The sequence below is a fragment of the Paraburkholderia sp. GAS41 genome, from assembly GCF_050436545.1.
In the GTDB taxonomy this organism is placed as follows: domain Bacteria; phylum Pseudomonadota; class Gammaproteobacteria; order Burkholderiales; family Burkholderiaceae; genus Paraburkholderia.
On the sequence record NZ_JBNDMK010000004.1, the window covers coordinates 1 to 25381 of the forward strand.

The 25381-nt window shown below is 60.1% G+C and carries 20 protein-coding genes and 4 pseudogenes; 13 read left to right on the top strand and 11 right to left on the bottom strand.

The features are described from left to right. Positions 1 to 338: 338 nt before the first annotated feature. The 4 genes from P3T43_RS08045 to P3T43_RS08060 form a co-directional block, all read right to left on the bottom strand. The gene (locus P3T43_RS08045; protein WP_429280520.1) at positions 339 to 743 is read right to left on the bottom strand and encodes an ASCH domain-containing protein; all 405 of its coding nucleotides are present in this window, start codon (positions 741 to 743) and stop codon (positions 339 to 341) included. Positions 744 to 861: 118 nt separating this feature from the next. Further along, the gene (locus tag P3T43_RS08050) at positions 862 to 1488 is read right to left on the bottom strand and encodes a tyrosine-type recombinase/integrase (protein ID WP_429280521.1); all 627 of its coding nucleotides are present in this window, start codon (positions 1486 to 1488) and stop codon (positions 862 to 864) included. Between the two features lie 732 nt (positions 1489 to 2220). Further along, positions 2221 to 2682, bottom strand: coding sequence for a bacterial transcriptional activator domain-containing protein (locus tag P3T43_RS08055; RefSeq protein ID WP_429280522.1), 462 nt, complete (start codon positions 2680 to 2682; stop codon positions 2221 to 2223). Further along, a complete protein-coding gene (locus tag P3T43_RS08060) occupies positions 2679 to 5408 on the bottom strand; it encodes a hypothetical protein (protein WP_429280523.1) in 2730 nt (909 codons plus the stop codon). Before P3T43_RS08060 ends, P3T43_RS08055 begins: the two co-directional genes overlap by 4 nt. Positions 5409 to 6379: 971 nt before the next feature. Here P3T43_RS08060 and P3T43_RS08065 point away from each other — a divergent pair. The 3 genes from P3T43_RS08065 (at position 6380) to P3T43_RS08075 (ending at position 8200) form a co-directional block, all read left to right on the top strand. After that, positions 6380 to 6790 (top strand): DUF4148 domain-containing protein, encoded by a 411-nt coding sequence (locus P3T43_RS08065; protein WP_429280524.1) that lies wholly within the window; start codon positions 6380 to 6382, stop codon positions 6788 to 6790. Between the two features lie 205 nt (positions 6791 to 6995). Continuing rightward, the gene (locus tag P3T43_RS08070) at positions 6996 to 7430 is read left to right on the top strand and encodes a CidA/LrgA family protein (protein WP_429280771.1); all 435 of its coding nucleotides are present in this window, start codon (positions 6996 to 6998) and stop codon (positions 7428 to 7430) included. A 32-nt stretch (positions 7431 to 7462) separates the two neighbouring features. Beyond that, the gene (locus tag P3T43_RS08075) at positions 7463 to 8200 is read left to right on the top strand and encodes an LrgB family protein (RefSeq protein WP_429280525.1); all 738 of its coding nucleotides are present in this window, start codon (positions 7463 to 7465) and stop codon (positions 8198 to 8200) included. 735 nt (positions 8201 to 8935) lie between these two features. Here P3T43_RS08075 and P3T43_RS08080 read toward each other — a convergent pair. Further along, positions 8936 to 9469, bottom strand: a pseudogene (locus tag P3T43_RS08080) (SDR family NAD(P)-dependent oxidoreductase); the annotation flags it as partial. Position 9470: 1 nt separating this feature from the next. Here P3T43_RS08080 and P3T43_RS08085 point away from each other — a divergent pair. After that, on the top strand, positions 9471 to 9815 hold the full coding sequence (locus tag P3T43_RS08085; RefSeq protein WP_429280772.1) for a winged helix-turn-helix transcriptional regulator: 345 nt from the start codon (positions 9471 to 9473) through the stop codon (positions 9813 to 9815). 344 nt (positions 9816 to 10159) lie between these two features. Here the strand turns inward: P3T43_RS08085 and P3T43_RS08090 are convergent, their stop codons facing one another. Beyond that, on the bottom strand, positions 10160 to 10942 hold the full coding sequence (locus P3T43_RS08090) for a substrate-binding periplasmic protein (protein ID WP_429280526.1): 783 nt from the start codon (positions 10940 to 10942) through the stop codon (positions 10160 to 10162). Between the two features lie 759 nt (positions 10943 to 11701). On the opposite strand from P3T43_RS08090, the gene P3T43_RS08095 reads away from it, so the two are divergent. The 3 genes from P3T43_RS08095 to rimJ all read left to right on the top strand — a co-directional run bounded on the left by P3T43_RS08095 (position 11702) and on the right by rimJ (position 15293). Next, positions 11702 to 13105: a DUF1254 domain-containing protein gene (locus P3T43_RS08095; protein ID WP_429280527.1), complete on the top strand. Its 1404-nt coding sequence runs from the start codon at positions 11702 to 11704 to the stop codon at positions 13103 to 13105. Positions 13106 to 13177: 72 nt separating this feature from the next. Then, the gene (locus tag P3T43_RS08100; RefSeq protein WP_429280528.1) at positions 13178 to 14635 is read left to right on the top strand and encodes a DUF1254 domain-containing protein; all 1458 of its coding nucleotides are present in this window, start codon (positions 13178 to 13180) and stop codon (positions 14633 to 14635) included. An 82-nt stretch (positions 14636 to 14717) separates the two neighbouring features. Continuing rightward, positions 14718 to 15293 carry a ribosomal protein S5-alanine N-acetyltransferase gene (gene rimJ / locus P3T43_RS08105; RefSeq protein ID WP_429280529.1) on the top strand — a complete coding sequence of 192 codons (576 nt, stop codon included), beginning with the start codon at positions 14718 to 14720 and terminating at the stop codon, positions 15291 to 15293. A 68-nt stretch (positions 15294 to 15361) separates the two neighbouring features. Here the strand turns inward: rimJ and P3T43_RS08110 are convergent. Further along, positions 15362 to 15620: pseudogene (locus tag P3T43_RS08110) on the bottom strand (transglutaminase family protein); the annotation flags it as partial. 305 nt (positions 15621 to 15925) lie between these two features. Next, positions 15926 to 16165 carry a hypothetical protein gene (locus P3T43_RS08115; RefSeq protein ID WP_429280530.1) on the bottom strand — a complete coding sequence of 80 codons (240 nt, stop codon included), beginning with the start codon at positions 16163 to 16165 and terminating at the stop codon, positions 15926 to 15928. Positions 16166 to 16577: 412 nt separating this feature from the next. Between P3T43_RS08115 and P3T43_RS08120 the strand changes: the two genes are divergently transcribed. The 3 genes from P3T43_RS08120 to P3T43_RS08130 all read left to right on the top strand — a co-directional run bounded on the left by P3T43_RS08120 (position 16578) and on the right by P3T43_RS08130 (position 18234). Beyond that, positions 16578 to 17033 (top strand): Hsp20/alpha crystallin family protein, encoded by a 456-nt coding sequence (locus tag P3T43_RS08120; RefSeq protein ID WP_429280531.1) that lies wholly within the window; start codon positions 16578 to 16580, stop codon positions 17031 to 17033. A 24-nt stretch (positions 17034 to 17057) separates the two neighbouring features. Beyond that, positions 17058 to 17465 (top strand): Hsp20/alpha crystallin family protein, encoded by a 408-nt coding sequence (locus tag P3T43_RS08125; RefSeq protein ID WP_429280532.1) that lies wholly within the window; start codon positions 17058 to 17060, stop codon positions 17463 to 17465. Between the two features lie 205 nt (positions 17466 to 17670). Beyond that, on the top strand, positions 17671 to 18234 hold the full coding sequence (locus P3T43_RS08130; protein ID WP_429280773.1) for an Hsp20/alpha crystallin family protein: 564 nt from the start codon (positions 17671 to 17673) through the stop codon (positions 18232 to 18234). Between the two features lie 104 nt (positions 18235 to 18338). Here the strand turns inward: P3T43_RS08130 and P3T43_RS08135 are convergent, their stop codons facing one another. Further along, a complete protein-coding gene (locus P3T43_RS08135; protein ID WP_429280774.1) occupies positions 18339 to 18617 on the bottom strand; it encodes a DUF2934 domain-containing protein in 279 nt (92 codons plus the stop codon). A 14-nt stretch (positions 18618 to 18631) separates the two neighbouring features. Between P3T43_RS08135 and P3T43_RS08140 the strand changes: the two are divergent. After that, positions 18632 to 18834 (top strand): annotated as a pseudogene (locus P3T43_RS08140) (cold-shock protein). Between the two features lie 702 nt (positions 18835 to 19536). Here P3T43_RS08140 and P3T43_RS08145 read toward each other — a convergent pair. Together P3T43_RS08145 and P3T43_RS08150 are read right to left on the bottom strand one after the other, a co-directional pair. Continuing rightward, positions 19537 to 19950: pseudogene (locus P3T43_RS08145) on the bottom strand (aldo/keto reductase); the annotation flags it as partial. A 216-nt stretch (positions 19951 to 20166) separates the two neighbouring features. Further along, complete coding sequence (locus tag P3T43_RS08150; RefSeq protein ID WP_429280533.1) at positions 20167 to 22317, bottom strand: ATP-binding protein; 2151 nt, start codon at positions 22315 to 22317, stop codon at positions 20167 to 20169. A gap of 329 nt (positions 22318 to 22646) precedes the next feature. Here P3T43_RS08150 and P3T43_RS08155 point away from each other — a divergent pair, with 329 nt between their 5' ends. Both P3T43_RS08155 and P3T43_RS08160 read left to right on the top strand, forming a co-directional pair. Continuing rightward, the gene (locus P3T43_RS08155; protein WP_429280534.1) at positions 22647 to 23819 is read left to right on the top strand and encodes an HlyD family secretion protein; all 1173 of its coding nucleotides are present in this window, start codon (positions 22647 to 22649) and stop codon (positions 23817 to 23819) included. After that, on the top strand, positions 23816 to 25381 hold the full coding sequence (locus tag P3T43_RS08160; protein WP_429280535.1) for a DHA2 family efflux MFS transporter permease subunit: 1566 nt from the start codon (positions 23816 to 23818) through the stop codon (positions 25379 to 25381). The genes P3T43_RS08155 and P3T43_RS08160 overlap by 4 nt, the downstream gene beginning before the upstream one ends.

Consider the following 25381-nt stretch of genomic DNA (forward strand, 5'->3'; position numbering starts at 1 on the left):
GCCTCAATACAAGCGGCTGTTGCGAGGCGATTCGCCTTGCAGCCGGGAAGCAGCCGTTGAAAATCGTCGCCATAGTCGTGGGCGAGTCAATCTAACTAACGATCGCAAACCTAGGCGGGCAGCCCCATGCTTTGACTGCGATCGGGCACATCGAGGGATTGTAATCAATCCAGGTACGCTGTCGAACGGCCGAACATGGCCGGCTATTGCCTGATGCGCTTTGGCTAAGTTCGCCCCGGAACAGCCCTTCAGGTTCGCGGAAAGAGGATGCTCACCATTGGAGACTTGGTCTTCATTAGCGGGACGGCCGACTACTGCATAGCCTCGCATTCTTGACATCAATCATTGACTTCACGCGCTACGATCTCGAGCAATTCAAAATGCAGAGTCACCAACTCGAAATCATCATGTAAATCTTCGTGCGGCATGCACCGAATATGGACTTCCCGGAATTCCTCTGCACTTGAGAATGCCTCGCCGCGCCAAACCTCTTCCGGAATGTCGCCGAATTTGATCGTGTACACTTTGGTCGCTCTGATGACGCAACGGAGCCTCTGTTTCAGATCGTAGACCTCAATGATGTCGCCTGGACCGTAGCCGCTGTCGCCATATTCGCCGTACGGTTTGTAATACTCAGCGACCGTATCGGCGGTGACGGTCTTGCGACCATCCATGACCGCGCGCGGCAAGCTATCATCGTTTTCGTCGGCGCCCCAAAAGGTCAATCTTTTTCTTCTGCTCACCTTCATCCTTGCGTGTAGTTGCCTCCTGAAACCGCTAATGGGTGTCGGCGATTTAGGATATCCAGTCGAACGTCTCTTATTGGCCGGACAGCGTCCGATCGCTTTCCGGCCGCGCTGGTCATACATCAGTCTGCTCCGCCCTCTCGAGGGCGTCGTCAACCTCGATGCCGAGGTAACGCACCGTGCTCTCGAGCTTGCTGTGGCCGAGGAGCAACTGCACCGCCCTCAGATTCTTGGTGCGGCGGTAGATCAGCGACGCCTTTGTTCTGCGCATCGTATGCGTCCCGTAAGCCGCATCATCCAATCCGATCGAGCGAATCCAACGATGGACTATCCGGGCGTCCTGCCGCGTCGAGACATGCGGAGAACTGTGGATCCGGCTGGGAAAAAGATAGTCGCCTGACGACAGTCCCGCTGCGCGGATCCACGCCTCCGCGCTAGCTCGCGTCTGCTCTGTAATCTCGAATTGAACCGGCCGCTGCGTCTTCTGCTGCATGACACTCGCCCGACTCGCCACCCGCAAACCTAGGCAGATGTCGGAAACTCGCAACTTCGTCAGGTCGCACGCGCGCAACTTACTGTCGATCGCGAGATCGAACATAGCGAGATCTTTCGTGTTTGACGCCAGTTGAAGGCGGATACGGATCGCCCAGATCTCCCTGAGCTTCAGAGGCGGCTTCTGCCCGGTCAGATTCCCCTTGTTCCAGGGTGCGCGCCGCGCGTTGTCGATGACAATGGCTTCCATGACGGTTCTCCTTTCGACGGAAGGAGAACCAGTTTGCGCCCAACGCCGCGGGGCGGTCAGCGACCCGCAGGCGACGCTCGAGTGAACAATCCCTCGATGGCAGTTTTCAAGTTGATAACGGCCTGTCGTAGACATAGTCTGTGTCGCTTTTCCACGGTTTCATGGGTTTGCCGCAGCAATGCGATGCCAAGACCTCCCGTCAGATCACGATCGGCAGCATCCCGAACGAGTTCTGGCCGCGTTCTTGCCGTCACACGCGAAGATTGGCGATTACGGCAGAATTTTCGACGCGGTATCGATCCGCGAACGTCTGGCCACTGTTGAAAACCTAGAACCCGGCCACTCAGAAGGTGAACTGTTATTCGGCAGCGTGAACAGTGGAGGCGTACGGATCATGGCCGTCGCGCCGCGCTGATCGGTTCAGGACGTCTCGCGATGCAAGGGTTGCACGCCATTACAAAACATTGCCCTCTTTTCAATGACCGAATCGACGAGCGGCTGCGATTCACGTCAGAACGCCCCGGATTCTGGGTCAGTTGCACGCGCATGCTGCATGCAGCCAATGAAATGAACAGCTCGGCTTGTCGCAGTTCCAGCAAAGCAACTTGCCGGCGCCGTCATTTCTCTCGCGATCCCGAGCAGGCGTACGCATCGGGTATTTCCGCCCAGTATCGCGGTGCTGCCAGAATCCCCACCGATGCCGGCAGTTGGCGTCATGCACAAGTCCGCCGGTCATCTTGTGCGCAATTCCCTGGCCAGTTGCTCGGTGGCGGGTGACGGCCCAATTCCCAGGATGACAGACAGGATCTGTTTCAGGCGCCGGTAAACCGCTAAAGCCTCTGCCCGCTCCTCTCGAGCCCGGTAACACCGCATGAGTCCCCGATAAAAGTCTTCAGCCAGTTCATCAGTCTCGATACCGCGGCGGTACAGGCTGATCGCTGGCTCGATCTGATCGCCCTGTTCGTAGCGCTGCGCCAGACCCGACAAGCCCGCGATAAACCTGGACCGTAACCGCTCGCGCGCCGAGACCGTCCAGTGCTCGCCGGTATCGTCGGGAAGGAAGCTACCGCGGTAGTGATCGATGGCGTGTTGCAGGGAAACCTCGCTGCTCGTGCCCTCCGCCGCCTCGGCATCGCCAAACGCTCGCTCGAACGCACCGGCATCAACCCACACGAGGTCACGATTCAGGCTCACGCGCCCGCCAGCCTGCCCGATTGCGTCCGCATCACCCAGGAGCTTCCGCAACGGGTGAGCGCGACACTGAACGAATTGTGAGCGCTGTCGCCCGCTTCATCCGGCCACAAGGCGTCGGTAAGCTTCTGTTCGGGGACATCCGTTCCACCGAAGGCGATCAGCGCCTTGAGCAGTTGCAGCGGCTTCTTCGGTGCCTTGCGCGCGAACGCCAATGGAACGTCATCCCGCAGCACCTCGAAGCGACCTAGGGTATGCACGCTGACCGGCCACGGCCAGTTTCTTGCCTCCGGTGACGGCGCGCGTACCTTGTTACGTCGGATCAAATGGTTGACGTAGTCCGTCTCGACATCGGCTTCAAGAGCGGCAGCAAAAAGGCGTGGCATGTGGCGACCCTTACGCGCTCGCAGGCCAAGCCAATCCCCGCTCGACCTGAGTTGCCCGACTGCGCACCTGAATCTCTCCTCCCAGATCTCGCGATTGCCCTGCAGCAGTGCTCCATAGCTTTCCGCGAACGCAATGTCGCTCTCCCAGCGGTCCTGCATCCCGGTTGCCTGCGCCATCGTCCGCAAATCCTGCAGCGACCTCGCAGCCTCCGCAAATCGGCCGGCCTCAGTAAGGTGAAACGCCAGTCTCAAATATGAGTGGCGGATGTAGTATGCCGCCCCGGCTTGGGCGGCGAGTCTAGCCTGCTGTTCGTCGAACTGGATCGCGCTGGTCCGATCGCCGTGCGCTTCGGCGAGGCGGCCCTTTAACCACGTGTCATGTAGCTGATCGAGGAACCGATCCGGGTCGGCATAGCGTTCGGCCTTGGCGCGGTATGACTCGGCAGTCAAGAGATCACCTCGTTCTATGGCAAGGTGCGCAAGCCCAAAAAGCGTTATGGAATTCAGCACCGGCAAGGCAATTGCGTTCGCGGCGCAGATCTCGAGACAGGTCGTGAACGCATCCTGTGCCGGAGAGATTTCCGCTTCCGAGTAGAAAAGGTGAAAACCAAGCGTCCCGTACCAAAAAGCCTTATTGTACGGGGTCGTTTCGGCGGCGTTGAGCCACGGTTGAATACGGTCGACGAGACGCGTCCCGTCCGCATGCCGGAGTGAAATGTCGTAACACGCTAGCAGGGGCGTTGCTACAGCCACCTTGTCATTGACAGGTATGTCATCGCTGGCCAGCAGTTCCTCTGTTCTCTGGATGCGAGGTTGAAGCAATTCCAGGTCTGGCCGTCGGTAAGCCAGAGCATAGACAAGCGCCACGTTAACCCGCAGCTCCATCACAGGCGAAGGGAATTCAGGGACGGTTTGCAGCAGGCCATCAAGGACATCAATCCAGCGATCGAGCGGCGTAAAGTTCGCATATTCGGTCCAATACGCCACAATTATCTCCGTGCAGGCAAGAATCTGACCGAGTCTGTCCTTGTTCTGCCCCATCTGCCTGAACGCCAGTTCGAGCGGGACACGTGCGTCCACGGGAGCAGACGAAACAAGCGAAACGCCGAACCAATAGGTAAGCCACGGAGCCTGATCGACGATCGCCTTCGGCAGTGCACCGATCCACTCGCGTAACGTCTCGCCGCGCCCCTGCCCAAGCAGCGCTTCGGCGTTCTCCAGTATCAGACGGGTTATCCCGTCCCAGTCCTGGGCCGCGCGGTAGAGGTGAAATGCATCGTCGACCTGGCCTGTCTCTTCAAGCAGCTTGCCCGCGCGTTGACGCAGTTCACTCATCCCCGCGGGGGTATAGACCCGCTCCAGCTGGTCGAGCAGAAATGTCCGGAACAGATCGTGATACTGATAACTGTAGGATTTGGTCCCGCGCCGCTCGGTAAACAGCTGGCGGCGGTAGAGATGGTCAAGCAGTTCACCAGCATGCGAACTGCCGCCCATTTTCTCCGCGATCGCCACCGTCATGCGAGGCAGCAGGGCCGTCCGGATCAGGAATTCGCGCGTCTCCGGCGCCGATGTCCTGAAGATCTGACCTGAGAAATAGCTGAAGATCGATTCCAGCGCCTCCTTCTGGATGTCCTCTGCCTGGGAACCGAATCGTCTGGCGCGTTCCAGCGACAGCGTCCAGCCGGCTGCCCACCCCCCGGACATCTGATACAGCGAGCGGAGCGTTTTTTCGTCCACATCCAGGCGAATTGCGGCAATCGCGCGTGCCTCCTCCAGCGTGAGGCGCAGATCGTCCCAGTCCAGATGTGTCAGTCGTTCTGACGAGACGAGCTCCACACACTCGGCGGGAGGGTCCTCGCGGCTTATCACCACGACGTTCACCTCTTCTGGCACTTCCCGCAAAGCAAGCTCCAGCACGCCATGGAACGCCGAGTCGTGGGGCAACTGATGATAGTTGTCGAGCGTAAGTACCGCAGGCACCTTCAGCCGACTGTAGTATTCACGGAAGAAGTGCCGCGTATACCCAGGGATGTCTGCCAGGTACTCCGGGGTGAGCAGCGGCAGCGGGGCCTGGCGCTTACCCCTTGGGCTTTCGACCGTGCGGCTCAGATAGTAAAAGAAAGTCGAGATGTCGTTGTCGCCGGCGTCAATCTGATACCAGCTGCCCGCGAGTTTGCTGGCGTCCAGATAGCTTGCCACGAGCGTCGTCTTGCCGGCTCCGGGTGGACCCGTCACCCAGATCACCGGGTAGCGGCCGCGCGCGGCATCGAGCTGTGCGAATAGCCGCTCCCGCGGCACTACTTCGTGCAACCTCGGACGCGTGAGCTTCGCCAGGCTCGCCATCTGACGTCCTCCCTCCCGGCATCCGGGACTTGCCAGCGTGTTTGAATGATCCGATCTCCCGAAACATCGGTCAAGTGCACAGGTTCGCGTAGCCCGGGCCAGTAGTCCACGTTAAGTTCAGCGCCGGGTGGGCCGTTGGAGTGCTTTCACAGAATTCGGGTTCATTCATTCCCCAGGTCGGCAAACGCAGCTCGTTGCCGTTGCGCACCGCCTCCCAGTCGCTGGCTCGACGTCCTCCTGATTGCAACGATCGGTAAAACGTCACGCGTGCAGCACTGAGCCTGGATGATGTGCGCACTGCCGACGCACCTATCGGTAGTCAATCGGTAAACATTGAAGTGCGCGACACCGGCCTGCAGCGTGACCCCTCATAAATTGCGCCTTGGACTCAGTCGGCGACCGGGAAACGCCGATTGGATGCCGCAATCCGGCGTGTTGGGGTCGTTTGTATGCGAGCCCTCCACTATCTCAGCAATCAGTAATCGAACCGTAGTCACCCACTCGCTATGGTTGTGTCGTGCAAGCGAAAGATGGCCCCCTCGGGATAATCGCGTCGCTGGAACCCGATGCGGTAGCTCGCTTTCTGCGGATTAGTCCTCCTAACGGAGAGCGGCCACGAGCGCTGCCTTGAGGCTCGCGAGCCCGCGCTGGAGCATTTGGTGCGGGAGGCATGGGCTGATCGCACCGTCGTGATTGTGCGCATGCGTCGGCTGCCAGCTGCGAGCACGCCGGCGGCGTCACGGCTTTGTCCAGCACATGCGTGGCCGCCTGATCCAAACATGAGGCTGTGGCCTTAGGGCGTGCGGGATCCGCAGCGTTGTGCGTCGGTGTCCATGCCAACAATCGCATGCGACTGTGAGCGCTACGGAGAGAGCATGTTGCCACGGGGTACAACGTTCTTGATTTTTGGGCATCGTCTATGGGCACTCGCATTGCCTGGCGCCGGATAGACAACTAGGGAGGGAGTCATCATGAAGTCGTTTATTCAGGCAGTTGCACTTGCGGCCGCGATCGCTGCGCCGGGCGTGTCTTTCGCGCAATCGGAACAGCCGGTCACGCGGGCTCAGGTGAAAGCGGAGTTGCAGCAACTCGAACAGGCCGGCTATAGCCTGGCCAATGCGGTCGATACACAGTATCCGGCCGACATTCAGGCGGCCGAGGCGAAGATCGCAGCACAGGACAGCCAGCAGGCGGGCAATAGTGACGTTGGCGGCGCGACGACCAACGCCGCTGCACAGGACAGCCAGCAGGCGGGCATTAATGACGTTGGCGGCACGACCGTTGGCACCTCAGCTTCCGACAATGTCCAGCATGTGTCGAAGCTCTCGCCATCTTCGTGCGTCGGCCCCTCAAGTTATTGCAACCTTTTCTTTGGTCATTGACCGCTGGTGGCCCGCCCGAACTCCGCCCCGACGATCTGGGTAACGTGCCTGGATCGTCTGGGGCCTCCTCAACGGCGGATCCTCGGTGGGCGTAATGGCTGTATGGAGTCCGACATAGCGTCCAGCTCGATTCGGCCCTGAACGGTCCACAAAAAGAGGACAGCCCATGGACATGAGCACCAGAGAAACCGGCCCGGCGGCACCGATGCAAACCGGTGCTTCGGCGCCGTCGAAAGCGTCGGCGCAGGATTGTCTCTTCGCGCGATCGTTTGCAATCCTCCTTGGGTTTCAGTGTCTCGGCGAGTTGATTGCCTACGTCACGCGAGTCCCTGTTCCCGGACCCGTGCTTGGAATGGTGCTACTGCTTTGTCTGCTCTCGGCCAAGCCCTCTGTCGTGCCCGCCGTCGAACAGGTTTCTCGCGGACTGTTGAACCATCTTTCGCTGCTTTTCGTACCTGCTGGCGTGGGCGTCATGGTCTTCGCAGAGCAACTGAAAAGCCAGTTGTTCGCAATCGCCCTGGCGATCATCGTCAGCACAATTCTTTCAATGGCGGTTGCTGCGCTAGTGACAGGCCTGATGCTGACGAGGCTCGACAGAAAGGAATCACAACGGAACGCTGCAGCGGCGCCACGCGCCTAGGTGGATTCTGACGCCGTGAGGTGGAGGGTGCCATGTCAATCGGTGAACTGTCAGTGTCTTTCAATGCGATCGTGGCCGCGTCGCCTCTACCGGCGCTGACGGCCACCGTCGGCGTTTACATCGGTGCGTGCCGCCTTCACGCGCTGGCACGAAAGAATCCCCTGGCCAACCCGGTAGCGATCTCCGTGTTACTCATGATCACGATACTGCGTTTGACTGGCACCTCCTACAACGCGTATTTCGCGGGCGCGAAACTGATTCACTTCCTGCTGGGCCCGTCGGTCATTGCATTGGCTATTCCGCTGCACCATCAGATGCCCAGGCTCAGACGAGCGCTCGTGCCGCTGCTTGCCGGGCTGATCGCTGGCTCGGCCACAGCTGTTGCGTCTGCGATTGCGATATGCATCTGGCTACATTGTCCGTTTGTGACGGTCGCGTCGGTCGCCCCGAAGTCAGTCACGACGGCCGTAGCAATGCTGATCTCTGCAAAAATTCGTGGTTTGCCCTCGCTCACCGCGGCGATCGTCATCTTGACCGGCATTACCGGTGCGATGCTGAGCAATGTGGTCCTGGGTACCGTTGGGGTGCGGCGTGACGACGTGCGCGGCTTTGCGATGGGGGTTGCTTCGCACGGGATCGGTACCGCCAGGGCATTTCAGATCAGTGAAGAAGCCGGCGCCTACTCGGGACTGGGCATGGCGATGAACGGCACTCTGTCGGCATTTGTCTTGCCGGTGCTTCTGCCCATCCTGAGCGGCTGGTTGATTTGACGCGCGACGCATTCCCGGCGTGCGCCCGCTTTTGCGTTGTACGGCGTTCGGGACTTCGAGCCACACGCGACGGCAAGCCGCTTTGTGTAGCTCGGCTTGTCACAAGAGACTTTTGACACTTCGCCGAAAGTCGGAGCGGCGCCAGCAGTCAAGCCGACGCCCCTGCGCGAGAGACAGCTTTTGGCGGAGGACGCAGCTCATTTTTGCAAATCGAACGGCCGATTGCAGGCGCGGAACCGCCGCCTGTGGGTCCGGAGAGTGATTCCGACGAATGACCCATCATGGCGGCGTACCGCCCGACGACCACGCGCGGTGATCGTCGCAGGCGCGGCCTTTATGCAAGGGGGCATAAGGCAGAGGATTCTTTGGTTACCGCTCGCGGGCTGATCCTGATCGGCTCCGTTATGCCTCTGCGGCCGCGATCGCTAACCAAAAAATCCTCTGCCCTATGTAAACCTCTTCATAGCGACCCACAACTGCCAGTCGGGATCCTGTCCTCGCAATGGCAGCTTCCGGGGGATAGTGTTGAAAAGTCGCATTTTGGCTCGTGAGGATGGTTTGAGATCGACGTTTATCCAGCAGAGGACGTCAACGAAGATGCTAATTTGATCGGAGCAACGGCCCTGTCGCTCCTTATGCAGCGGCAATCTTGCTTCGGGTACTTCTTGGCGTAAGCCACTTAACGAGCCCTACGGGCTGCGAATATCGAAAGGAGCACCGTAGGGCGAAGCCGCGTCAGATTTGCGCCAGGCCGCCGTCGACGGCGACCTCGCTGCCGGTCATGAAACTGCTGTCCGACGACGCGAGGAAGGCAGCCGCCGCCCCGATCTCGGCCGGCTCGGCCATACGCAGGAGCGGAGTCATCGCACGGTAGGCTTTCTGGCCCTCTTCGCCCAGCGACCTCTTCGCCAGTTCGGTCGCCGTCGCCCCGGGCGAGAGCACGTTGACCCGGATGCCAGTGCCCTTCAGGTCCTGCGCCCATGTCCGCGCGAGGTTGCGCACCGCTGCCTTGCTCGCGCTATAGGCAGTGAATCCCGGGGCGCCCGTGGTCCCGGCGCTCGATCCGGTCAGGATGATCGAACCGCCCGCGCTCATCAGCGGCAGCGCCTTCTGGACCGTAAAGATCGTACCCTTCACATTGGTGTCGAAGGTTTCGTCAATATGCTCGGCGGTGATTTGCCCGAGCGGAAGCGGGCTTCCCGCCCCGGCGTTGGCGAAGACGATATCGAGGGTTCCGCGCTCGGCTTTCACCGCCGCGTAGAGCCGTTCGATCTGTGACACCGGCTGCGGGCTCAACGCCACGCTCCGCATCATCTCGGGCAAGTGGAAACCGCTGATCCTGTTTTTCCTGCGCGGCGGCCCAAAGCGCTATGGTCAACTCAAGCGTTTGATCCCGGACGTTAGTGACAAGGTGCTGATCCAGCAATTAAAGGATCTGGAGGCCGATCGCGTACTGGCGCGGACCGACCACAAGGAAGTCCCGCCTCGCGTGGACTACGCGCTGACTCCGCTTGGCCGCAGCCTGGCCGAGGCGGTCATCCCGCTGTGCACTTGGGGAACCGAACACGCGGCGGAAATGGCAGGCATCTTTGCAGAGCGCGACGCTTTGCTCTAGCGGGATGCTGAAGACCCGTTGAGTCGGACGACCCTCCACCTTCGTAGGAAGGCGGTAGGTCAGATTCTTCCGATCAGACTATCTGGATGCGCGGTTTGGGCGCTCTGGCTCATATTTTGTGGCCGCGACTCTTCAAGCATCCCTAGACGCACGACGCCAGATCGCCTCGCCACCGTTGCCTCAAAGAAAGGCCCTGCTCTCGCTCAAGGTGTCGACGATCTAGGCAGTGAGGTCGAACGACCGAAACTGGCCGCACACGGTCCGATACTGAACGGGCTTATTTCGCGCATGCAACGACAACGCCTAACCAGCAATCTCGTGCAGCCCCACCCTCTGCTACGCGCCTATTTCGGCGGCGCCCAATCGTCGACACCGTTGCTGACGAAGATCGCCTTAACCGTGCCGTCTGCTTCGAGCTTCGCCAACGAGCGATTTATTTTCTCAAGGAGTTGATCATTTCCCTTTCGCACCGCAATGCCGATCCGAGGTTTCGGTGACTGCGACCGGTAGGAGCTCACAACTCGCAGATTTGCGAGTCGACCGTGTTTCGAGGCGTATATCGTGTCAGGGCCGGACGTTACAGCTGCCTTGATCTCGCCCGAAACGACCGCCGACCACGCTTCTTCCAGCGTGTCATAGACCTTGATCTTGGAGAAACCGCTCACGCGTTGCAAGAGCGCAAGTTGAATGCTTCCCTTCTGTGCGCCCACCGGGAAATTTTTGAGGTCTGCCAGACCTGCATAGGCCGTCGTGTCGCTCGCCAGGACGACGACGACTTCCGTTGGCGCGTCGTAAACCGGGTTGCTGAAATCGACCTGTTGAGCGCGGGCGGGCGTAATCGCCATATTAGTGGCGATTACGTCGATCTTGCCGCTAGCCAGCGCCGGGATGAGGTCGCCAAATACCATCACCTGATACTGGACCGGCAGGTCAGCATCTTTGGCGATGGCGTTTGTCAGATCGACGAAGACCCCCGAAAGCGAGTTCGAGTTCTTGTCGTGGAAAACCCAAGGCGGCACGTCCTGACCTGCGACCTTGAGTGGTTTCTGTTCTGGGGAAAGTGGAGAACAACCCATCGCGCCCAACGAGACGACCGTCGCGATCACCATTTTGCTGAACTTGTTCATGTTGCCCCCTCGTGATCGCAGCCCCGGTGCCAGCGCTATTGAGTCTCATGAGTCGCCAGACAACGGTTGATCCCTCGGAGTATGTCTCAAGCACCCGTTTAATGCAGGCCACAATACTGGCAGAACTAGCCGGGCTGTGAGAGATGCCGTCACCGCTTGTGCCAGTGTAAGGGGAGTGCCGCAGCATGTTCGGAGGTCTCGCGCTGTCCGGCGTCGCTTTTTTCGACCCGTTGCCGACACCAAGTCGCAAAACTTCACCGTCCGCTACCGGCGCGCGCGACGACATTCGAACCTCCGCGACTCATGCAGACCATGCAATCCAATGATGCGAAATATGCAGTTCGAGTATTTCGGACAACGCCGTACCATACGCACGATCGTTCTTTTATCTGGTTTGCGAGGCACACGGTTTTCGCAACATCGAATCTTGGCCAGGCCTCTGTACCATGCGGCAATTTCCTATTGGGCAGCGGGCAGAGGTTTGCTAGCATACAAGCCAGCCTGTAACACCGTTAAAGACTCCAATAACCGCCGGTCGCCTCTGAAGAGGCACCGTCTGCGACGAGGTGCCTTATGGTTGGTGTCAGCATTCCCGCCCGTCACCGCATTAGTTTCAGCGCAATCTCTCGCATAGCACGGCGTTCTTGCCTGCAATCGCGATCAATATCAAGAATGGCAACAACGAGTCACTCCTTCGTGCCTCAGTCATTGCGCATGTGAAAACCGGAAGCTCAATCTGCACTCTCCAAGGAATTACCCATGATGACGCTCCCCAAGTTTTTGGGCATCGGCGCACTTTGCATAACGTTTGCCGGGATGCCCCCGGCGCATGCACAATCCGCCTCGGAGGCGACGGCCACTGCATCGCCCGATGAGGCGCGCGGTATCGCAAAAGACGCGTTCATCTACGCATACCCGATGCTGTTCAACTACAAGACCATGTATGCACAGGCTATTGACCCCGCGGACAAGACCTACGTTGGCGGCTTCGGCAAGTTCCGTAACTACTCCCACCCGTACGGGCCCGAGAACAAGGACATCGTCACGCCCAACAATGACACGCCTTACTCGTGGGCATGGCTCGACCTGAGGCGCGAACCATGGGTTCTGACTGTTCCCGTGGTGCCGAAGCAGCGCTACTTCGTATTCCAGTGGATCGATCTGTTCACGTACAACTTCGCCTATGTCGGCTCGCGGACAACTGGCAACGAAGGGGGGCACTATCTGTTCGCCGGTCCGAACTGGCACGGCGAAACACCGAAGGGTATCGACAAGGTGTTCCGGTCGGAGACTGACTTCATCCTGACGTTGGGGCGCACCGCGTTGAATGGGCCTGGAGACGTCAAAGCAATGCAAACGATTCAAAAGCAGTACCGGCTTGCGCCCCTCTCATCGTTTGAGCACACGCAGGCACCCCCGCCTGTCCCGAAGATCGAGTTTCCGAAGTGGGATGAGACCAAGGCGACGTCGATCAACTTCATTTCATACCTGAATTTTCTGTTGCAGTTCACGCAACCAATCGCACCGTCCGAACGCGAATTGATGCAGCGTTTCTCAAAGATTGGCATTGGCCCCGGCAAGCCCTTTGACCCGTCAACGCTCCCCTTGGAGACGCGGCAGGGGATCGAGGCGGGCATCGCTGACGGCAAGGCGGCCCTTGCCGATGCAGAGAAACATACGACGAGCTCGTATGACATCTTTGGGAGCCGGGAGGATCTGAAGGGCGACTATATGAAACACGCGGTCGCGGCTGCGATGGGAATTTACGGCAACACCAAGGAGGAGGCGGTATACGTTGGCACGCGTGTCAATGCAGACAAACAGCAGCTTATAGGTTCGCAGCCCTATGTGATCCACTTTGACAAGCAGGACCTGCCGCCCGCGAAATTCTTCTGGTCGATGACCATGTATGACTTGCCCGCGCGTCACCTGGTTGCCAATCCGATCAATCGGTACTCCATTGGCGACCGCACCAAGGGGCTTAAGTACAACGCCGATGGTTCGCTGGACATCTATGTGCAGCAAACGTCACCGGGAACGGACAGGGAATCCAACTGGTTGCCCGCGCCCGAGGGTCCGTACACCGTCATTGCCCGGATGTATGGGCCAGGTCCTTCGGTGTTTGACGGCGCCTGGAAATTCCCGACTCCGCAGAAGCAATGAGATAGACCCAGGCGAATAGAACCTCGCCTGGAAACAACGAAGTAGGCGTGACGTGCGCACCAGGAGCTTTCCATGAAACGAGTACTCACGAAGCCGCTGCTGACCGGAGCCGCTGCAGTGGTTATAGCGATGTACACAAACGTAGACGCGCAGACCGTCGACACACGAATCGGCAAAATAGAACTCACGCAAGGTGTGCCTGCCGATGCCGCCACCGTGCAAAAGCTCTTCGATGAATCGGATTTTCAGCGGGCTGCGCAGGCCTATTCGTGGGCATTGCCTATCGTCGGATTCGCTCAATGGCAGTACGAGGCTCGCACTGTCTTCGGCGCGAAAGACACCGACATGGTGATTTACCGGTCAGTGCAGGACAAGCTCGGGATCCTCACGGCGAACGCGACAACCCCGTACATCATCGGTATGCCGGATCTTTCACAGACTGGGCCGCTCGTCATCGATTACCCCGCGGGAAATTCGGCGGGTGGCATTGGCGACTTCTGGCAACGGCCCCTCACCGACCTGGGCGAAACGGGACCGGACGAAGGGAAAGGGGCGAAGTATCTTGTGGTCGGTCCTGGACAACCCGTACCAGAGGCCAAGGGCTACCGCGTGGTTCAGTCACCCACAACGAATATATTTGTGGCCTTCCGCGCGCTCGATGCCGACCCTGCCAAGGCCAATGCGCTGATCCAGCGGTTTCATATGTATGCCTACTCGAACCGGTCGTCACCGGTGCCGACACGTTTCCTCAAACCGGATGGGCGTGCCTGGAGTCAGGTCCCACCTCGCGGTCTGGCGTATTGGGAACGCCTCGATGACATCATTCAACGCGAGCCTGTGCTTGAGAGAGACCGCGTCATGATGGGGCTACTCCAGCCGCTTGGCATAGAAAAAGGTACACCGTTCGCCCCGGATGATCGACAACGCAAGATTCTCGAAGACGGGGCTCAGGTCGGAGAGATGTTTGCTCAGGCAAACTCGTTCAACAGCCGCACACCAGGCACGCAATATAGACCGGGCGCGCAATGGCGGTACGTGATTGGGTTCGATCCGTCGCAAGAGTCAAAGTACTACACGCAGGTCGACGAGCGGGCCGACTATTTTTATGAGGCTGTCACTTCATCAAAAGGCATGGCGACAAAGGTGCCAGGCGTGGGGCAAGCCTATTTGGGTGCGTATGGCGACAAGGCAGGTCATGTGCTTGATGGGAGCAAGAATTATGTCGTGCACGTGCCAGCCAATCCGCCAGCGAAGCTGTTCTGGTCCGTCACCGTGTACGACATGGATCAGCGCGTGCTGATCGACAACGGCAAAGGCATTGCCGACAAATCCTCCCGGGAGGATCTCACCAAGAACGACGATGGGAGCGTGGATATTTACGTTGGCCCTGATGCACCTGCTGGTAGGGAGAAGAACTGGATTCCGTCTGTCCCGGGGAAAGCATGGTTCGCCTATTTCCGGCTTTATGGGCCGCTTAAGCCGTATTTCGATGGCGACTTCGCGCTCTCGGATTTCACACTAGTCAGGTAAAGCCAGAGATGGGTATCCGACGAAGAGCAGACGCTCGCGGTTCAACGACGACTTAGCTGCTGCTCGCTGAATGTATCGACCTATGTCAAATACTGAATCTAACCTTGCTGATGGATTGCTTACTCAACGCATCGAGCTACGAGTCGCAGATGAAAGCTATGCGGCTGCGTTGCATGCATATTACATAGCAAACAGAGCGCATCTTCAGCCATGGGAGCCGACTCGCCCCGAAAGCTTGTTTGAAGTAGACGCTATCGCAAGCAGGCTGCGTATCATGGCCAGTCAGACTGCGGCAGGAAACGCTCTTCATTTCTTGTTATTCGAGCGTGAGAATGGCGAATTGCTGGGCGATTGCAATTTTACTAACATCGTCCGGGGCCCCTTCCAAGCGGGTCATCTCGGATTCTCCATCGCGAAGGTAGCGGAAGGGAGAGGCCTGATGCGGGAAAGTTTGGCCGCTGCGATTCCCTATGTGTTCCGAACCATGGAGTTGCATCGAATCATGGCGAACTATCGGCCAGAGAACACTCGCAGCGGACTCCTTCTAGCCCGTCTTGGTTTCGAGAAGGAAGGGGTAGCTCGCTCTTATTTAAAGATAAACGGATCGTGGGCCGATCACGTACTGACATCGCTGCTTAATCAAGATGATCTCGGTTAAGTAGAAAGCGCCTTCAATTCGCGGTACTCGCCGGGTGACTTGTTGGCGATCTATGTGCTGATGTTGAAAGGCCGCGTTTCCATGGCACTTGGCACATTCAGCAGCGCAGTTGTGCTCAATTCCACACGTCCGACAGGCGCGACGATTCGACTGCACAGATTGCCGAACAAATCGCGGTACTGCCTTATTGGCACCGGCGGATCGGTTACGAGCAGATCCGCCACGGCAGTATCCTTCGCATGCGAAAAAAGGCGTGTTCAACATCAGCATCATCGGCGTAGGCTGTGGGCACTCGTACGACAGTTCGTATCCGACGCGAAGCTTCATAGATCCTCCCTGATTCGGCTGATTGCGGGTCGCATCAAGCCTGGCATTCCAAAGGCGCATTGCCGGACACGGCAATAAAAGATGTTTCCCCACCGGGCTCATCCTCGCATGCAAAAAATAATTACCTGCTGTCGTTCCTGAGCGGAATGCCGGGACGAACGCTTACCTGCTAGTTTGAAATTGAGGCCGACCAGAGCTCAATGCCGTCCACGGGTGTCGTCAACTCTTTATCCGTACCGCAGAACTGGCTGGGGGCGTCCCCCTATGCGTCACGGAGTGCATTGGGTCGGGAAACAAACATGGAATCAGTTGCCGGGACCGAGTAACACGTCGATCGCAGCTTGACCGGCGATTTCGGCTACCAGATAAGCCCATCGCTCAGTAAAAGGGCCGTTGCGCAACGGGATGCGGCCTCCTCGCGCGCCGAGCACTTCGAGATTTGTAGCGCCCGTTATCTGAAGGGTCACATCAAAGGTGTCCTCATCAGCAGCCGGAGTCAGTTCGACCTGAATCTCGAAGCCGCGGTACCCGATCGTTCGGTGCATGAAAGCCTCCGTTTCGTCATCGGAGCCTACCACGAGGCGCACTCATGTTGTTATCGATAGCAAGCCTTACGACTTCCGCCACGCTTCGCATCGTTTCAGTCGGAAAACCTTGGGTCGAACGCAGCCGGACGCGGTGCCTGCCCAGCGTAAGCCAGTCAGAACTGAATTCCATGGTGTCCTCCGTGTGGTCGTTTCCGTGCCTCTCGACAATAGGAGCTGGGGTAAGGTTTTCAAGTTCAGATATTCCCCCTTGAAATTTCCGGCGCGGCGCCTATCTTGGATTTCGCTCAGGCAGACGCGCCGGTGGTACCAGGGCGCGCTGCGTGTTTCGATTTGTTTGCCAGCAGCTGGCAGGCGAACTGGAGCGCGTAAGCCCGTTCGCCTCCATGCTGCATTCACGGAGGATACGACCATGAGTGATCTTTATTCCAGACCCAGCCCCTTCAGCGAGTTTGACCGTCTGCAACGGGAGATGGCGAGCCTCTTCAGCGGCTTCCCGTCCAGCATCCGCTCCGGCCGCTCCGGCGCTACGTTCCCGTACGTGAACATCGGTGCGACCGACGACTCGATCGAGATTGTCGCGTTCGCGCCGGGCCTGAGCGCCGGTGAAATCGACGTCTCGATCGACAAGGGGTTGCTGACGATTGCCGGCGAGCGCAAGCCTGCGCGGCCCGACGCCAGCGGTGACACGCGCGATGACGTTCGCACCTACGCGCAGGAGCGCTTCAGCGGCGCATTCCGGCGCGTGATCGAACTGCCGCAGAACGCCGATCCCGACAAGGTGCAGGCGCGCTACACCAACGGCTGCCTGTCGATTACGGTCGGCAAGCGCGAAGCATCGAAGCCGCGGGCCATCACAGTCCAGTAACGCCCATAATTCCAGGAGCAGGCCATGAAAGACAGGACACAGGTTGCTGAGCGCGACCAGAAAGCGGCAGCACGACGCGAGGCTGACCAGCCGTCGCGGCGGATGACGCTCACACCCGCAGTTGACGTATTCGAGGACAGCCAGGGCATCACGCTGTGGGCGGACCTGCCGGGCGTCACGAAGGACAAGCTCGAAGTGAAGGTGCACGACGGCAATCTTTACATCGAGGCAGAAGCGGTCGTGCCGACACCCGCCGGTCTGCGTCTGCAGCACGCCGAGATCCGCGAGCCGCGGTTCGCGCGGGCGTTCTCGCTGAGCCCGGACTTCGACACGTCGAAGATCGACGCGAACCTGCAGGACGGCGTACTGAAACTGACCATTCCGCGCCGCGACGAAGCAAGGCCGCGACGCATCGAGGTGCAGACGAACTGAGCCCGGAAGATCAGCAACGACGGTAGGAGAAAAGTCGATGGCGACCGTGAGGTCGCCGTCCTGCGTCATCGTGGCCAGGGCGCTGATCGTCATGGAAAAATGGTGGCCGCCTCGCGAGGCGAAGTGCAGCGACTTCAGCAGAAGTTTTGCAGTTTGAGCGCCGATGGATATCCGGTTTTCCAGTCAGACCATCGAGGAGAAAACGATGAACCACGACCCGAAAAAGTGGAACCCTTTCAAATTCCTTCGCGGCTCAGGGAGCAAGTCCGACACGGACAGCCCGGAGAGTCAGCGGTCGGGCGAACCCTGGCGTGCCGCGTGGCCTGATATCCAGCGACTTTTCTCGCGCGAGTCCTTACGTGCGCTGGAGGATTTTTTTCCCGATCCGTTTGCCGTGCGCGGCACACTCGACCGATGGTTTGGTGACTTCAGTTCATCGCGTTTCCAGCCGCGCATTGACGTGGTCGACGAAGGGAAGATACTGCGCGTGACCGTCGAGTTACCAGGCATGGAGCGGCAGGATCTGACCATCAGCGTCGAGGACGGCGCGCTGGTGCTGCGCGGCGAGAAAAGGCAGGACGTGCACAGTGAGGAGGACGGCTGCTACCGGCTGGAACGTGCATACGGGGCTTTCACGCGCACGATCCCGATGCCCGAAGACGCCGATCCCGATCATGCTCTCGCAAAGTTTGACAAGGGCGTGCTCACCTTGACCGTACCAAAACACGAGGCCTTGCGATCCGCCAGCCGAACCATCGATATTGGCTAACGTCGGGCGGCGCTTTTGCTTCAACGCGTATGGAGGGACATAGCGCACCTGTCTGACGTGAAGGGTAGTGATCGCCGCCAATCAAGTCACGGGACTTGCGGCGATCATTGCGCCTCGAAGTCGCGAATCCGCTGCCAGTATTCGTCGGCCCGTCCTTCAGGACGCCCATCCTGCACCCAGAGTACGTGAGCCCGCTCCCGCAGATGCTGCTCCAGCGCGCGACGCCAGTATTCCTCCGCGCGCCCGACGGGCCGCCCGCCCTGCTCCCATAGAAAGTAGGCGCGCTCGCGAACACTCTGTTCGAGGCAGTCTGCGCGGTACTCGTTGTCCTCTCTTCTTCCTTGAAGTTTTTGTCGCTCCGCACCGGAGCTGTAATTTTTTATTTCAGGGAATTCTCATGGATACCGGTACTGTCAAGTGGTTCAACGATAGCAAGGCTTTGGCTTGATTACTCCGGACGCAGGCGGCGACGACCTCTTCGCTCACTTCTCGGAAGTTCGGGGCGACGGCTTCAAGACGCTTACGGAAAACCAGAAAGTGAGCTACGAAACAAAGCGCGGCCCGAAGGGCATGCAGGCGTCGAACATCTCGCCGCAGTAAAGTATTTCAGGGGCCGGTCTACCGGCCCTTTGCATGTTTGCCTGACTTGCATCCTCGCGGAGCGAATGCGCTCCCGATCTGATCGCCACAATTGAACGTGCGCATCATTTGTCTTTCCGACACGATCCGTCTCGCCCCAATTTCGAATTATTCGCCTGCACGGCATCGTTATCGTGCGGGCGTCGCCCGGTTATCGCTTATGCAAAACAATAAACATATCCACCAGTACAACGGTTACTCAGTTTCCCCGTCCGCTCACCGTTTGCCGGACGGCTGGTTTGCCGCCAACCTGCTTCTCACGAGAGGCGACGCCCGGAGTGCTGAGCTGGCGTCATACAAGTTTGACGCGCTCGCAGTATGGCCAAGACATGATACGTCTGGCGGCACACCCTGCCTGTTGCACCCGCGTCAGTCACACCCGTTAAACCGCTATACCCGTTACACAACGTCGCAGTGAAGCGCATCAAGGGCGCCCGGGCTCGCGCCCACCAGAACGTCACTCAACCGGATCACGGGATCCGGTCGCCTGATCGACACAACGCTAATCCCGTCAATCGCATCACAAGGAGCAGAGATGGCGTTATTGGTCATACAGGTCGCAGTCTGCGGGGAACTGGTCGAGGTATTTGAAATGACGGTCGATGATGTCGACGGCCACGGGATGCTCGCCGCTGCCAATGAGGAGGAACGTGTGACTCATCCTTCGGTCACGGGCGTTTTGGCGTCGAAGCCGTGCAACTGGAACAGGTCGATGTAGTCGGTTTGCAGCCGCTTCAAGGCGTCGTCGACCGCCTGAATCAGGTGAAAACGTGACGATCCCACGTTGTTGGGTTCGTCGCCGAAACGGAAGGTCGCCTTGGTCGAAATGACGACCTTGTCGCGCGTGCCCTTGATGGCCTCGCCCAGCACCTGCTCCGAGGAACCGCGCGAGTAGATGTTGGCGCTGTCGAACATCGACACGCCCGCATCGAGACAGATATCGATCAGGCGGCGTGCCTCGGCCACATTGGTGGCACCCCACGCCTCAAAGAACTCGCCCTTGCCGCCAAACGTTCCTGCGCCGAAACTGAGTACCGGAACCTTGAAGCCGGACGCGCCCAAATGTCTGTATTCCATTGAACATCCGCCATAAGGTTGCCACGGGGCAACGGGGATCGAGTCTACGCGGGTCCTGGGGATCGTGTCGGCGGCCCGGCAAGCGGTGTAAAAACTGCCGGCACGACAGCCAACTTTACCTGCCGGTGGCGTGCTGGCGAGTCACGCGGGTGCGCGCCTTCGTGGCCGTGTGGCTCGCGGCGCGACTGCCGCCCGTTACCCGCTTCAGGCTCCCCGCTACTCGCAGGTGACCAGCGCATGCAGTTCGTCGATGTTGAACGGCTTCGCCAGAATCGCCACGCCGATATGTTTGGCGCGCTCCAGTTCCTCGGCATAGCCGGTCATCAGGACGATCCGCTGGGCGGGCCAGGTGTCGCGCACCCGCTCCGCCAGATCGACGCCGCTCAGCTTGCCGGGCATCTGGACGTCGGATAGCACCAGTTCGAAGGTTTCGCCGGCGCTCAGCACATCGAGCGCGTCATCTGCGGTGGCCTCGTGGCGTACTGCGCAGCCGAAGGTCTCCAGCACGGCCGAGATGCCGGCGGCGACATCCTCGTTGTCTTCCACCAGCAGCACCACGCCCTGGGAGGCCGAGCGCTCGTCCATGACCGCGGCGTCGACGACGCTTGCCGGCGCCCGCGCCTCGCGATAGTGCGGCAAATACAGGCGCACGGTGGTGCCGCTGCCCAGCACGCTGTCGATTTTCGCGGTACCGCCCGATTGTTCGCACATGGCGAGCACCTGTGCGAGTCCGAGGCCTGTGCCGGAACCTTGCAGCTTGGTGGTAAAGAGCGGCTCGAAGGCGCGGTGCGCGACGGCTTCGCTCATGCCTTCGCCGTCATCGGAACAGGAGATGAGCACGTACTCGCCGTCCGGCAGCATCGTATCGCTCGACACCAGCCTGGTGTTCTGGCAACGAATCACGAAGCGCCCGCCGCGCGGCATGGCATCGCGTGCGTTGACCGCCAGATTCATGAGGGCAAACTCGAGTTCCGTCGGGTCGGCCAGCACCCGCCAGCTATCCTCGACCACCGTGACCGTAATCTGCACCTTGTCGCCCACCGCCGCGTCGATCAAGGGGCCTGCGCCCGGCAGCCATTTGGTTAGATCGATCGGCTCCTGCTTGAGCGGCTGTTTGCGCGCCACGCTCAACAGCCGGCGCGTCAACGCTTCCGCGCCGGCGGTGGCGCGCTCCACCGCCGTGACTTCCGTCTGCAGATTGTTGAAGCCCTTGCGATGCGCCATTTGCATGTTGGCCGAGACCACCATCAGCAGATTGTTGAAATCGTGCGCCACGTTGGCGACCAGATTGCCGAGCGCGCCCATGCGCTGTAACTGGCGGGTCGAGGCCTCCGCCGACAGGCGCATCGCCACTTCGCCCTGCCAGCGCTCCCACGCGAGACGCTCGGTCTCGAGCTGGCGCAGCGAGAAAAACACCAGCAGCCAGATGGCGACGCAGGGCACCACCGTGATGGCGGCAATGAGCAGGAAGTGGTGCCACCACTGCCAGAGAATCGCGTCGGTGGCGAACGCGCTCATCACGTAGAGCGGATAGTCGCCGACCCGCCGGAACGCGAGCAGCCGCTCCGCGCCGTCCACGCTCGAAGTCATGCGGACATGGCCGAACAGTTCCTTGTCGCGCAGGGCATCCGTGAACGGCGTATGCGCGGAAGGCTCGGTGCCGAGCGGCCAGCCGGGATAGCGCACCAGCAGCTGACCGTCCTGACGGTACAAACCGAGCGCGAGCGACGGATCGCCACCGGTCAGGTCGCGATAAAAGTTCGAAAAGTAAGCGCCGCGCAACGCAATCGAAACCACGCCGAGGAAACGCCCGTCCGGCGCCGAACGGCCCTGCGTCGTGTTGAAGACATCGGTTTGCGAGACCCGTCCGTACATCGGCAAGGAAAAGTAGGCCTCGGGACGAATGGCTTTGGCGGTGACGAAATCGTCGCGGGTGCCGATCGACAGCGGCGGCGCCGGGTAGGTCCGGCTATTGACCAGCAGTGCGCCGTCCGGGCCGAACACGGCGATGCCCGCTACCTGCGGGAAGTCGCCGCCGATCGCGCGCAGCCGGTCATGCAGGGTGCTTTCACGGGCGTGAATCGCGGCTGCGTCGTCGTCGCGCAGCAGTTCGAGAATCCGCGCGCTGATCTGCTGGTTCAGATCCAGCACCTTGACGGCCTGCTCTTCGCTTACGCGCGCGAGCCGGTCGATGATGTCGCCCGAGTCGGCGATGCGCCGCTGATAGTCGAGGTAGCCATAGCCCACGAGACAGGCGAGCGGGAACAGGACCGACGCGGCCAGCACGACCAGCAGAATGCGCCGCGTCGCAGCAAAATTGCGTAACGGCAGCGGTAAGTCGACGACGGCGCGTTCCGCGTGTTGCACGTGGCGATCTCCTCTGAAGCCCGATTTTCTGAGTGTAGGTCCAATTGGATACTCTGCACACCACGTGCCCGATAGCCGGGTGCGCCGGTTTCAGCTTGGCCTGACTGTACGACAGGCCGCGCGTGGGCACAAACAGATGGCGTGATCGGCATGTCCTATGGCGTTGCCTTACGAATCAAATGCATGTTGGCGTTGCGTTCAAGCCGCCTTAGACGCTGCTCAGGATGATGGGCCCGATCCCGCATTGGACGCGCTCCGCGCCCATCCTACGCGGTACGGGTATGCCGATTGCTACCGCACGTGGCACCGCCCTATCGGACCGAATCGTCATGTCTGACCAGACCGCTTCCTCGCAAGGTGATGAAAACAAACCCCACGAAGCCGACGCATCCGGCCACAAAAACGACGAAAAAACCGAGCGTTCAGACAACGACAAGTCCGACAGGAATGACTCGGAAAAGCGCAAGGGACCCGGCAAAAAGCCGCTGATCATCCTGGCCGTGGTGGCCGTGATACTGCTGATCGGCGCATTTGTCTGGTGGTTCGCGACCCGCAACCAGGCCACCACCGACGACGCCTACACCGATGGCAACGCCATCACGATCGCGCCGCAGGTCTCCGGTTACGTGGTGGATCTGGAGATCAACGACAACGTCTACGTGCACAAGGGCGACCTGCTGCTCGTCATCGACAAGCGCGATTATCAGGCTCAGGTGGATGCCGCCCAGGCGCAACTGGGCCTCGCGCAGGCGCAGTTGAACGCGGCGCTGGTGCAACTCGATATCGCCCGTGTGCAGTATCCGGCGCAGTATCAGCAGGCCAAAGCACAGACCTCGTCGGCAGAGGCCAACCTCAAGCAGGCGCAAGCGGCCTGGGCGCGCCAGCACACGGTCGACCAGCGCGCCACCTCGCAGCAGAACATCGACACCGCCGATGCGCAGCAGCAGACCGCCCGCGCCAACGTGCAGCAGGCGCACGCCCAGGAGCAGACCGCGAGCCTCGTGCCGCAGCAGATCAGGCAGACCGTCGCCACCGTCGAAGAACGTCGCCAGCAGGTACAGCAGGCCGAGGCGCAGCTCGAGCAGGCACGGCTCAATCTCTCGTATTGCGAAGTGCGGGCACCGTCGGACGGCTGGGTCACACGACGCAACGTGCAGTTCGGCAGCTTCCTGCAGGCCGGCGTGTCGCTGCTGGCAATCGTCTCGCCGCAAGTGTGGGTCACCGCCAATTTCAAGGAATCGCAGCTTGAACGCATGCGTCCCGGCGACAAGGTGGACATCGAAGTGGATGCCTATTCGAAGCTGAAACTGCATGGCCACATCGACAGCGTGCAGCTCGGCAGCGGCTCGCGCTTCTCGGCCTTTCCGGCGGAGAACGCCACCGGCAACTTCGTCAAGATCGTACAGCGCGTGCCCGTCAAGATCGTGATCGACGACGCCCTGCCGCGTGATCAGCCGCTAGGGTTGGGGCTGTCGGTCACGCCGAAGGTCTATCTGAAATGAGCGACCCGAACTGGAAGCCCGCGGCCAATCCATGGCTGATTGCGATCGTCGTCACGCTGGCCGCGTTCATGGAGGTGCTCGACACCACCATCGTCAACGTGGCGCTACCGCATATTGCCGGCACCATGTCGGCGAGTTACGACGAAGCCACCTGGACGCTCACGTCCTACCTCGTGGCGAACGGGATCGTGCTGCCGATCTCCGGTTTTCTGGCCCGCGTGCTGGGCCGCAAGCGCTATTTTCTGATCTGCATCGTGGCTTTCACGATCTGCTCGTTTCTGTGCGGCATTGCCTCCAACCTGACGCAACTGATCCTGTTCCGGTTGCTGCAAGGTTTCTTCGGCGGCGGCTTGCAGCCGAACCAGCAGTCGATCATTCTCGACACCTTTCCGCCGTCGCAGCGCGGCCGGGCGTTCTCGATCTCGGCGGTGGCCATCGTGGTCGCGCCGGTGCTGGGCCCAACCCTGGGCGGCTGGATCACCGACAACTTCTCATGGCGCTGGGTGTTTCTGCTCAACGTGCCGGTCGGCATTCTGACCTCGCTCGCGGTGATGCAGTTCGTCGAAGATCCGCCGTGGCGCGACAAGAACGGCGCCAAGGTGTCGATCGACTTTGTCGGCATTACGCTCATCGCAATCGGCCTCGGCTGCCTGCAGGTGATGCTCGATCGCGGCGAGGACGACGACTGGTTTTCGTCGCGCTTCATCTGCATCTTCGCCGCGCTGGCGGTAGCGGGTATCGTCGGGGCGATTTACTGGCTGCTCTATGCGAAGAAGCCCGTGGTCGATCTGCGCTGCATGAAAGACCGCAATTTCGCGCTCGGTTGCGTGGCCATGGCCGCCTTCGCGATGATCCTTTATGGCAGCGCGGTGCTGGTGCCGCAACTCGCGCAGCAGCAACTCGGTTATACGGCGACGCTGGCGGGACTCGTGCTGTCGCCGGGTGCGATCCTGATTGTCATGGAGATTCCGCTCATCAGCAAGGCGATGCCGTATGTGCAGACCCGCTTTCTGGTGGCGACCGGCTTTCTGCTGCTCGCCGGCGCGCTCGCCTATTCGCATACGCTGGTGCCGGATATCGACTACGCGACGCTCGTCAAGATGCGCAGTGCGCAATCGATCGCGATCGGTTTTCTGTTCGTGCCGATCACGACGCTCGCTTATCTGACCGTGCCGCGCGAACTCAACGACGACGCCTCGGCCCTCTTCACGATGTTCCGCAACGTAGCGGGGTCGATTGGTATTTCGCTGTCCACCGCGCTGATCCGCGAACGCACCCAGGCGCGCATGGCGCATCTCTCCGGACACATGTCGACCCTCTCGCAGAACTACAACGACACCTTGCAGCGTACCGCCCATACGATTGCGGGCCTGACCGGCGAGCCGCTACCGCAGGCCCTGCAAGCGGCCACTGGGCAGCTCTATACGACCTTCATTTCCCAATCGACCATCCTCGCCTATGTGGATGTCTTCGCCTATCTCGCCGTGTTCTGCATCCTGTTCGTTCCGGTGGCATTCTTCTTTTCTCCGACCAAGGCCGCCGGCGGCGCGGGAGGACATTGA